The following is a 9,498-nucleotide window of genomic DNA, read 5'->3' on the forward strand; positions in this document are numbered from 1 at the left end:
CCTCCCTGTTTCACGTGAAACAGGGAGGCCGTTCTCGTGTCCCCGACACCCTCCCTCGGCCGTCGTACGCCACCGCGACGGTCCGAGTGAAGCCCTCCCCCGCCGCACGCGCACGCGCGGCCTCAGGGCCGCAAGGCTGCCGAGCGCCCCGGCCTTGATGTCGGCGCGGCCCTCTGTCGCCGCGACGGAGACGGTGCCGTTTCACGTGAAACATCGAGCGCCGGCTGACGCGGACGAGCAGGGGGCCCGCAGGGGACGGCCGTTTCACGTGGAACAGCCGTCACTCAGGAGCCGGCCGCCCCCTGGACGGCGAGCCGGATGTCGGCGACGAAGGCGTCGACATGCTCGGGACCGGTGTCAAAGGCGGTCACCCAGCGGACCACGTTCTCGGCCGCGTCCCAGAGATGGAAGAGGTAGCGCTGCTGCAACTCCGCGATGACCTTTTCCGGCAGGGCGGGAAAGACCGCGTTGGATTGCACCGGGTAACGCAGGGAGACGCCCGGGAGGTCGGCGATGCCCTCGGCCAGGCGGTGGGCCATGGCGTTCGCGTGGGCGGCGTTCTCGCGCCAGAGGTCATCGGTGAGGAGCGCGGTCAGCTGGGCGGAGACGAAGCGCATCTTGGAGGCTAGCTGCATTCCCTGCTTGCGTAGGAACGGTGTCGGGGCGTCCAGTTCGGGGCGGAGGACCACGAGCGCCTCGGCGCCCATGGCGCCGTTCTTGGTGCCGCCGAAGCTGAGCAGGTCCACGCCCGCGTCCGTGGTGAGGGAGCGGAGCGAGCAGCCGAGCTCGGCCGCCGCGTTGGCCAGCCGGGCGCCGTCCATGTGCAGGAAGAGGCCCCGCGCGTGCGCGAACTCCGCGAGCTCGGCTACCTCGTCGGCGGTGTAGCAGGTGCCGCACTCGGTCACCTGGGAGATGGAGACGACCCTGGGCTGGGAGTGGTGCGCATCCCCCAGCACCGACAGCAGGCCCCGGATGTCGTCCACGAAGATTTTGCCGTCATCGGTGGGGATGGTGACCAGCTTGACACCGAGCACGCGTTCGGCCGCGCCGCACTCGTTGGTGTTGATGTGGGCGGTGACCGGACAGATCACCGCGTCGTACGGCCGCAGCGCGAGCCCTAGTCCCACGACGTTGGCTCCTGTGCCGTTGAACATCGGATAGACGGTCGCCTGGGGGCCGAACTCGGTACTGAAGGCGTCTTCCATCGCGGCGGTCCAGACGTCCTCGCCGTAGGCGGGAGCGTCTCCGGTGTTCGCTTCGAGGACGGCGGCGAGGACCGCGGGGTGCACGCCCGCGTGGTTGTCACTGGCGAAGCTCTTGGGAAATGGGGTGGAGGTCAGCACACGGCCAGCGTAGGGGGGACGGCCCGCTCACCGTTACGCCCCTGGTCCGCCCCGGCCGGTTTCCCTCCGGCCTCGGGGCTCTCGGCGGCCCTCCACCGAACCGTCGCGCCTCCCGCGTGCCTCGATCGGCTGATGATCGGACCGTCGGTGTTCCCGCCGGGGCCGCGCTCCGGGCCCCCACCCGATCCCCGTCGCGCGCTTCGACCATTCCCAGGGAGGCGAGCGGGGGTCAGGCGCCGCGGGCGGCGGCCTGTTCGAGGAGGATCCGGCAGAGGGTGCCGAGGTCGTCGCCGGCGGCCTCCACGGCCATGGGGAGGGAGGAGGTCTCGGTCATGCCGGGGGCGACGTTGACTTCGAGGAAGTGCGGCAGGCCGTCCGCGTCGACGATCAGGTCGGTGCGGGAGATGTCCCGGAGGCCGAGGGCGGTGTGCGCGGTCACGGCCATCTCGGTGCAGGCCGCGGAGACCTCGGGCGAGAGGCGGGCAGGGGCGAAGAACTCGGTGTGCCCGGCGGTGTAGCGGGCCGCGTAGTCGTACATGCCCTCGTCGGGGACGATCTCCACGGGGGGCAGGGCCACCGGCCCGTTACCGAGGTCGACCACGGAGACGGCGACCTCGACGCCGTCGATGCAACGTTCGATCAGTGCGGTGTCGCCGTAGGCGAAGCAGCCGACCATGGCGGCGGGAAGTTCCTCCGCGCTGCGGACCATCGACGCACCGAGCGCGGAGCCACCTCGGGACGGCTTGACGAACAGGGGCAGGCCGAGGCGCTCCACGATCCGGGCCAGCACCGCGGAGGCGCCGAGGTCGTGAAAGGTCTCCTTGGGCAGCGTCACCGATTCGGGGGTGCGCAGACCGAAGGAGCGGACGACGGTCTTGGCGGTGGGCTTGTCGTAGGCGACCCGGCAGGCGTCGGGGCCGGCCCCGACGTACGGGACGGAGAGAAGTTCGAGCACCGTGCGGATGGCACCGTCCTCGCCCGCCCCGCCGTGAAGGGTGACGAAGACCGCGTCCGGCGGGTCCGCGAGCACGGAGGGAACCAGTGACGCGTCGGTGTCGCGGGTCTCCACGGAGATGCCCGCCCCGCGCAGCACCTCACTCACCCGCCGCCCCGAACGCAGTGAGACCTCCCGCTCGTAGGAGAGTCCGCCCGCCAGGACGAGCACATGGCCCAGGTCACTCATCCGACATACCTCTCGTCAAGGCCCGCTCCGAGCCTGTTCTGTCGCTCTCGCCGCGCATGGCCCGGCCTTCCCGGCGGACCGGATCTATCGCCGCGCACCGGCACAGGAAGTCACCGTACGGTACCGGGCGGGAGGAGATCATGCCGGTAGGTGTCCCGTGGCAACGGGACACCTACCGTGCGGCGTGGTCACGCGAGATCGGGGCCAGGGGTGTCGACCCCGATGCGGTCCGGGGACGAGCCGGTTCCGAACGTGTCGCGGACACGAAGTTCCTGTTCGATCACCCCGGCCAGGCGGCGGACGCCCTCGCGGATGCGGTCGGGCTCCGGATAGCAGTAGGAGAGCCGCATGTTCCGCGCGCCGCCGCCGTCGGCGAAGAAACCGGTGCCCGGCACGAAGGCCACCCGTTCGGCGACCGCGCGGGGCAGCAGCGCCTTGGAGTCGAGCCCCTCGGGGAGGGTGGCCCAGACGAAGAACCCGCCCGCGGGGCGGGTCCAGGTGACGCCGGCGGGCATCAGGGCCTCCAGCGAGGCGAGCATGGTGTCGCGGCGCTCGCGGTAGAGCTCTCTGAACGTCTTGATCTGCTCACGCCAGGGCTGAGTGGCGAGGTACTGACCGACGGCCAGCTGGGTGAAGGAGGAGTGCGACAGGACCGCGGACTCCATCGCCAGCACCAGCTTCTCGCGGACGGCGTGCGGGGCGAGCGCCCAGCCGACCCGGAATCCGGGGGCCAGGGTCTTGGAGAACGAGCCGAGGTAGACCACGCCTTCGGCGTTGTCGGCGCGGAGCGTCCGCATGGGCTCGCCGTCGAAGCCGAGCATGCCGTACGGGTTGTCCTCGACGATCAGCACGTCGGCGCGTTGGCAGATCTCCAGGACCTGCTGCCTGCGCACGGCGTTGAGCGTCACTCCGGCGGGGTTCTGGAAAGTGGGGATCGTGTAGAGGAACTTGATCCGATTGCCCGCGCTGTTCAGGGCGTAGATGGTCTGGGCCAGCGACTCGGGGACGATTCCCTCGCTGTCCATCGCGACGTGGATGACCTTGGCCTGGTACGCGGAGAACGTGCCCAGGGCTCCGACGTAGGAGGGGCCCTCGGCGAGCACGACGTCACCCGGGTCGATGAAGATCCGGGTGATCAGGTCGAGTGCCTGCTGGGAGCCGACGGTCACCACGACGTCGTCGGCGTTGGCCTCGATCCCCTCCATCCGCATGACGTCGCAGATCTGCTCGCGCAGGTGCGGGTCGCCCTGGCCGGAGCCGTACTGGAGCGCGACGGGACCGCGCCTGGCGACCAGGTCGGCGACCAGCTCCCCCACCACGTCCAGGGGCAGGGCGGTGACGTACGGCATTCCGCCGGCGAGCGAGACCACCTCGGGCCTCGACGCGACGGAGAAAAGAGCTCGAATCTCGGAGGCGACCATCCCGGTTGCTCGTGCCGCGTACCGGTCGACATAGGCGTCGATGCGCGATCCCTGGGTCGGAGCGACGGCCTGACCGTGATCTTTATCCTGGGGCACGGTCCACCTCCTAAATTGTGTGGCGCATAAAGCGCTCATATTAGAGAAACCAGGTTACGTCAGAGGTCGTAGTCGTCTGCGTGTGGGGACGGGACCTCCTGAAACCAAGACCCGCACTGAGCTACGATGCCAGCTGGAGACGCCGTTTTCGCGCGTTTTTCGCCATGGCTTGCACTCGTCTCGCCAGGATTGGGGCCAACAGGTGTCGCGTCGGCTGGCAAACGTCACCCTCGACAATCTCGACGACCTGCCGCGCCGCTGCCGCCGGTGCGTCTTCTGGGAGCTCGATCCCGTCAACGCGGATCGGGCGGTGAAGGCCGGTGATCCGGGGCTGGAGAAGGAGGCGTGGATCTCCTCCACGCTGCTGGAGTGGGGAAGCTGCGGCAAGATCGTCTATGTGGACGGGGTGGCCGCCGGTTTCGTGCTCTACGCGCCGCCGCACTACGTGCCGCGCTCGGTGGCCTTCCCGACCTCGCCGGTCAGCGCGGACGCGGTGCTGCTGATGACCGCGCACATCATCCCCGAGTTCTCCGGGGGCGGCCTGGGGCGGATGCTGGTCCAGGGCGTGGCCAAGGACCTGACCCGGCGCGGGGTGCGGGCGATCGAGGCGTTCGGCGACCTGAAGTGGGAGCAGCCGGGCGCCTGCCTGATGCCCGCCGACTACCTGCTCTCCGTGGGTTTCAAGACGGTCCGTCCGCACCTGCGCTTCCCCCGCCTCCGCCTGGAGCTCAAGAACGCCGTCTCGTGGCGTGAGGACGTCGAGGTGGCACTGGAGAGGCTTCTTGGGAGCATGAGTCCGGAGAGGGCCCTGCGGCCCGTCTGAGACCTTCTGGAGCCCGTACGGCACCACCATGGACGTCCCCCGCGATCCGGAGGTCGAGGTCCGGCACGTCCGGCGCAGGTGAAAGCCCCCCGCGGTGAGGCGGGGGGCTTTCTGTGGGTGGGTGTGCCGCTCGGAAGCGGGTGATACGGCGGGCGCCGTGGGGAGCGGCCGGCCGCAGGGGGCCTAGATGATGCCCTCGAGCTCGCGAAGCAGCATGGCCTTCGGCTTGGCACCGATGATCTGCTTCACAACCTCTCCGTTCTTATAGACGTTCAGGGTGGGAATCTGGAGTACGCCATAGTTTGTGGCCGTTGCCGGATTCTCGTCGACATTCAGCTTGACGATGGTGAGCTTCTCGGCCTGCTCGCCGGCGATTTCCTCCAGGATCGGCGCCACCTGCCGGCACGGGCCGCACCACTCGGCCCAGAAGTCGACGATCACGGGCTTGTCGCTCTTGAGGACGTCGGCCTCGAAGCTGGCGTCGGTCACGTGCTTGATGGTCCCCAATGTCCTGCTCTCCCTCTGTGCCTGATGGGTGGCTGATGCCTGATGTCGGTCTCGCGGACCGGCGTCACTCGCCGGCGTGCTCGGCCAGCCAGCGCTCGGAGTCGAGCGAGGCGGCGCAGCCGGTGCCCGCGGCGGTGATCGCCTGCCGGTAGGTGTGGTCGACGACGTCGCCGGCGGCGAAGACGCCGTCGAGGTTGGTGCGGGTCGAGGGGGCGTCGACCTTGATGTAGCCCTCGTCGTCGAGCTCCACCTGGCCCTTGACGAGCTCGGTGCGGGGGTCGTGCCCGATCGCGATGAACAGGCCGGTGGCCGCCAGCTCGGACTCCTCACCGGTCTTGAGGTTGCGCAGGCGCACCCCGCTCACCTTGTTCTCGCCCAGCACGTCGACGACCTCGCTGTCCCAGACGAAGCGGATCTTCTCGTTGGCGAACGCGCGGTCTTGCATGATCTTGCTGGCGCGCAGTTCGTCGCGGCGGTGCACGACGGTCACCGAGGAGGCGAACCGGGTGAGGAAGGTGGCCTCCTCCATGGCGGTGTCGCCGCCGCCCACGACCACGATGTCCTGGCCGCGGAAGAAGAAGCCGTCACAGGTGGCGCACCAGGACACACCGTGTCCGGACAGGCGCTTCTCGTTGGGCACGCCCAGCTCGCGGTAGCCGGAGCCGGTGGCCAGGATGACGGACCTGGCGTAGAAGGTGTCGGTGGCGGTCCTGACGACCTTGGGGCTGGCGGTCAGGTCGACCTCCACCACGTCGTCGGCGACCAGCTCGGCACCGAACCGCTCGGCCTGCTTGCGCAGCCCGTCCATCAGGTCGGGGCCCATGATGCCGTCGGGGAAGCCCGGGAAGTTCTCGACCTCGGTGGTGTTCATCAGGGCGCCACCGGCGGTGACGGACCCCTCGAAGACCAGCGGGTTGAGGTCGGCACGCGCGGAGTACACAGCGGATGTGTAACCGGCGGGACCCGATCCGATGATGATCACATTCCGGACGTCCATCACTGCTCGTGCCTCTCCCTCTGTCGATGCCACCGGCGTCAACAGATCCTAGGCGCAGCTGATTCCCGCCGGGCGCACCGACGGATCCGCAGGTGAAACGCGAAGGCCCGGCACGGAACGAATCCGTGCCGGGCCTTCCCGGAAAGGGCGAGGACCCTACCCGCGGGTCCCCCCGATCACTTCCAGCGCGCGAGGCCGGGCTTGCGCACGTTGTCGCACTGCGGGCCCACGACGTGGACACGCACGGTGTTCTTGGCCTGGTTCTGCCAGAAGAGCAGGATGTTGGCCTCCTGCCCGTTGTAGAACCCCTGGTCCACGGCGAAGGGGGACTTGCCGATCTCCGCCGAGATCTGCCGGACACACTTGTCGATCCCGGACTTGTCGGTCGTGCCGACGATGGTCGCGGGGCCGATGTAGTTGAGCAGCGAGCCGCGGAGCTCGGCGTCGGTGTAGTTCCAGTTGCTGTCGGTCAGCGCGTACTGGACCGTGTCACTCGGCGCGGGCTTGGCGGCGAGAGGACTCGGGGCCGGGCCGGACGCGGTGAGCGTTCCGGTCGCCAGCACGGTCGCACCGATCACCGCGGCCGCCGCGCCCGCCGCCGCGGCGGGCATCGCCCACCGGCGCCGCCGGGTCGCCTGCCGGGTCACGCCGTGACGTCTGGCCGGACCCGCTGGACTCACCGGGATCACGGTGCCGTCGTCGCCGACGACCCCCAGCCGCACGGCCGGCTCAGGCTCCTGCTCGGGAAGAGGTGCCCTCTCCCACGGCGCCGGTTCTGCGGGAGATCCCGTCTCCCACGGCGCGTCACGCATTATGTCGTCCCAGGCCGGTGCTTCCACCAGCCCCACTCCACCTCCACGGAAGCTCTCGGCCTCGGCGGCCAGCGCGCGGTCGATTCTCAGCGCGACTCCCATCGGCATCGCCGGTGTGGGCGTCGCCGCGAGCATCTCACGGACCGCTGCGAGGTCGGCGAGACTTTCGCCACAGGGATCGCAGATCGCGAGATGTTCGCGTACCTGCACGGCCGTGGCGGCGTCGAGGAGTCCCTCGGCCAGTTCGGCCAAGATCTCCAGGTCGTAGTGCGTATCACCCGTCACGAAGTTGTGCTCCCTTCGCGGATGAGACGCGAGACAGGTCTGATCGGTTCCGCAAATGGGAAAGAATCGGGGCGAGTTTCGCCCGGCCACGCGCGCATCGGCTCTTCACCGTGCCGCTCGGCACCTCCAGCACCTGGGCCGCGTCCTCGATCGAGTAGCCCATCATGTCCACGAGCACCAGCGCGGCGCGCTGGTCGGAGGGCAGCAGCTTCAGGGCCGCGGAGACCTCCATGGAAACCTCGCGCTCGGCCGTCTGGTCGAGCACCGGGGTGTCACGCTCCGCGGCCTCGACGAGTTCGTCGTCGGCCACCGGGCGTACCGATTTCCTGCGCATGCGGTCGAGGCAGGCGTTGACCACGATGCGGTGGAGCCACGTGGTCACCGCCGCCTCGCCGCGGAAACTCCCGGCCTTGCGGTAGGCCGAGACGAAGGCGTCCTGAACAGCGTCGGCCGCCTCGTCGGGGTCGCCCAGCGTGCGCAGGGCGACCGCCCACATGCGGTCTCGATGTCGCTTGACTATCTCACTGAAGGCGTGCGGATCCCCGGCGATGTGCCGGGTGAGCAGGTCGGCGTCGGACACGGGGGCCTTCGCCGACTGCTGGTCCGCCGCTGGCGGGGTCTCGGGTGGGGAATTCACAAGGAGAGTCCTGCTATACCGGTCCGGGGAGAACACCACTACGGGATAGATGGTGCCACGGATTCTCCGATGATCTGTAAGAAGCCGCGTAAAACAGATCAAATCGCACTGGTGTCACTTGGTCGTGAGGACCTTTATCTCCTGTATCTGGCCGCGGAACTTCCCCTGGTAGGTGGGCAGCTTGGTGAACCAGACGAGCACGTAGCGGCCCTTCCCCGGGGCCTCCGCGGTGTACGTCTTCTTGCCGGAGAGCCCGCTGAACTTCTCGACCGCGGTCAGGGCGTCGAGGTCGGCCGAGTCACCGATCCTGAGCTCCGCGGAGCCGCCCGAGGTGCCGCCGAAGTCGATCGAGACCTGCTTGACCGGGACGCTCTCGCCCATGTCCAGCAGCAGGCCGACACCGTTCTTGAGCCGCCCGAAGTCGGCGGAGTCGTACGTCTCGGAGTGCCAGTCGGTGGACTCCTTGCCGTCGACCGCGGCCGAGGCCCACCTGCTGCCCTCCTCCTGGTCGCCCAGCGGGTCGAAGCCGGTGGCCGAGGCCTTCACCTCGCGGGTGGCGACGGCCACGGTCGGCGTGGGAGTGGCGATCTGCTCGCCGGTGACCGGGGTGCCGGCGTTGCCGATGCTGCGGCCGAGCGTCCAGGCCCCCAGGCCGACGGCCACCATCACCAGCAGCACGACGACGGTCATGGCGACCTTGTTGAGCATCCCGCCACCCGCCTGGCGGGGCATCGGACGGGGCTGGTGCCGGGGTGGGGGCGTGTGGTGCTGGGGTGCCGCGGTGTCGATGCCCTCGGAGCGTGAGGAGGCCACCGGGAGCACCGTCATCGGCATCGGCGTCGGCATCGGCAGCGGGCTGGGCCGCGACACCGAGGCCAGGGCCTCGGCGAGCTCGGCGGGTGTGGTCAGCGGGTCGGCCCCGCGCCTGGTCTCCGGCAGCATCGCCCGGCAGACGATGGTGTCGAGGTAGCCGGGAACACCCGCGGTGACCTGGCGCGGCGTGCAGAAGTGCCCGTCGTCCATGGGCGCGACCGGGAGGCCGCCGCTGTCGTGCTCCTCACCTGGCCAGTGGCCGGTCAGCCCGGCGTACAGCAGGCGGCCGAGGCCCTCGGCGTCCTCGCGAGCCCCGTCGTCGCTCGTCACGTCGTTCAGGACGGCGTCGACCCCCAGGCCGAGCAGCTTGACGGTGCTGCCCGCCGTCCAGACCAGGTGCTCGGGGGTCAGGCAGAGGTGGGAGAGGTTCGCCTCGTGCGCGTGGGCCAGCGCCTCGGCGGCCTCGGCGACCATCGCGGCGGCCCGCTCGGGGTCGAGCGGGCCCGCCGCGATCATGTCGCCCAACGTCTGACCCCTCACCCACACGCAGACCACGGAGGGGAGGGCGTCGTCCTCGGTCG

Annotated in this window: 9 protein-coding genes; 1 reads left to right on the forward strand and 8 read right to left on the reverse strand. The window is 69.6% G+C overall.

Annotated features, from left to right (window positions below):
* Positions 1-284: 284 nt before the first annotated feature.
* The 3 genes from AB0J58_RS43035 to AB0J58_RS43045 form a co-directional block, all read right to left on the reverse strand.
* Positions 285-1,343: an aminotransferase class I/II-fold pyridoxal phosphate-dependent enzyme gene (locus AB0J58_RS43035; RefSeq protein ID WP_364227248.1), complete on the reverse strand. Its 1,059-nt coding sequence runs from the start codon at positions 1,341-1,343 to the stop codon at positions 285-287.
* A gap of 229 nt (positions 1,344-1,572) precedes the next feature.
* Positions 1,573-2,526, reverse strand: coding sequence for a D-alanine--D-alanine ligase (locus AB0J58_RS43040; protein ID WP_343970392.1), 954 nt, complete (start codon positions 2,524-2,526; stop codon positions 1,573-1,575).
* Between the two features lie 188 nt (positions 2,527-2,714).
* Positions 2,715-3,947 carry a PLP-dependent aminotransferase family protein gene (locus AB0J58_RS43045; RefSeq protein WP_364227263.1) on the reverse strand — a complete coding sequence of 411 codons (1,233 nt, stop codon included), beginning with the start codon at positions 3,945-3,947 and terminating at the stop codon, positions 2,715-2,717.
* A 298-nt stretch (positions 3,948-4,245) separates the two neighbouring features.
* Here AB0J58_RS43045 and AB0J58_RS43050 point away from each other — a divergent pair, with 298 nt between their 5' ends.
* Positions 4,246-4,866, forward strand: a complete 621-nt coding sequence (locus AB0J58_RS43050; protein ID WP_326646217.1) for a GNAT family N-acetyltransferase — start codon at positions 4,246-4,248, stop codon at positions 4,864-4,866.
* A 183-nt stretch (positions 4,867-5,049) separates the two neighbouring features.
* On the opposite strand, the gene trxA is transcribed toward AB0J58_RS43050, so the two are convergent.
* The 5 genes from trxA to AB0J58_RS43075 form a co-directional block, all read right to left on the reverse strand.
* The gene (gene trxA / locus AB0J58_RS43055) at positions 5,050-5,373 is read right to left on the reverse strand and encodes a thioredoxin (protein ID WP_350913707.1); all 324 of its coding nucleotides are present in this window, start codon (positions 5,371-5,373) and stop codon (positions 5,050-5,052) included.
* A gap of 64 nt (positions 5,374-5,437) precedes the next feature.
* Entirely contained in the window at positions 5,438-6,373 is a 936-nt protein-coding gene (trxB, locus tag AB0J58_RS43060; protein ID WP_364227252.1) for a thioredoxin-disulfide reductase, read from the reverse strand.
* A gap of 173 nt (positions 6,374-6,546) precedes the next feature.
* On the reverse strand, positions 6,547-7,467 hold the full coding sequence (locus tag AB0J58_RS43065; protein WP_364227255.1) for a zf-HC2 domain-containing protein: 921 nt from the start codon (positions 7,465-7,467) through the stop codon (positions 6,547-6,549).
* The gene (sigM, locus tag AB0J58_RS43070) at positions 7,457-8,104 is read right to left on the reverse strand and encodes an RNA polymerase sigma factor SigM (RefSeq protein WP_364227258.1); all 648 of its coding nucleotides are present in this window, start codon (positions 8,102-8,104) and stop codon (positions 7,457-7,459) included. Before sigM ends, AB0J58_RS43065 begins: the two co-directional genes overlap by 11 nt.
* Positions 8,105-8,218: 114 nt before the next feature.
* A partial coding sequence (locus tag AB0J58_RS43075; RefSeq protein WP_364227260.1) for a serine/threonine protein kinase occupies positions 8,219-9,498 on the reverse strand: 1,280 nt, incomplete at its 5' end.

Origin of the sequence: Streptosporangium sp. NPDC049644 (assembly GCF_040675205.1) — a bacterium.
Classification (GTDB): domain Bacteria; phylum Actinomycetota; class Actinomycetes; order Streptosporangiales; family Streptosporangiaceae; genus Streptosporangium; species Streptosporangium fukuiense.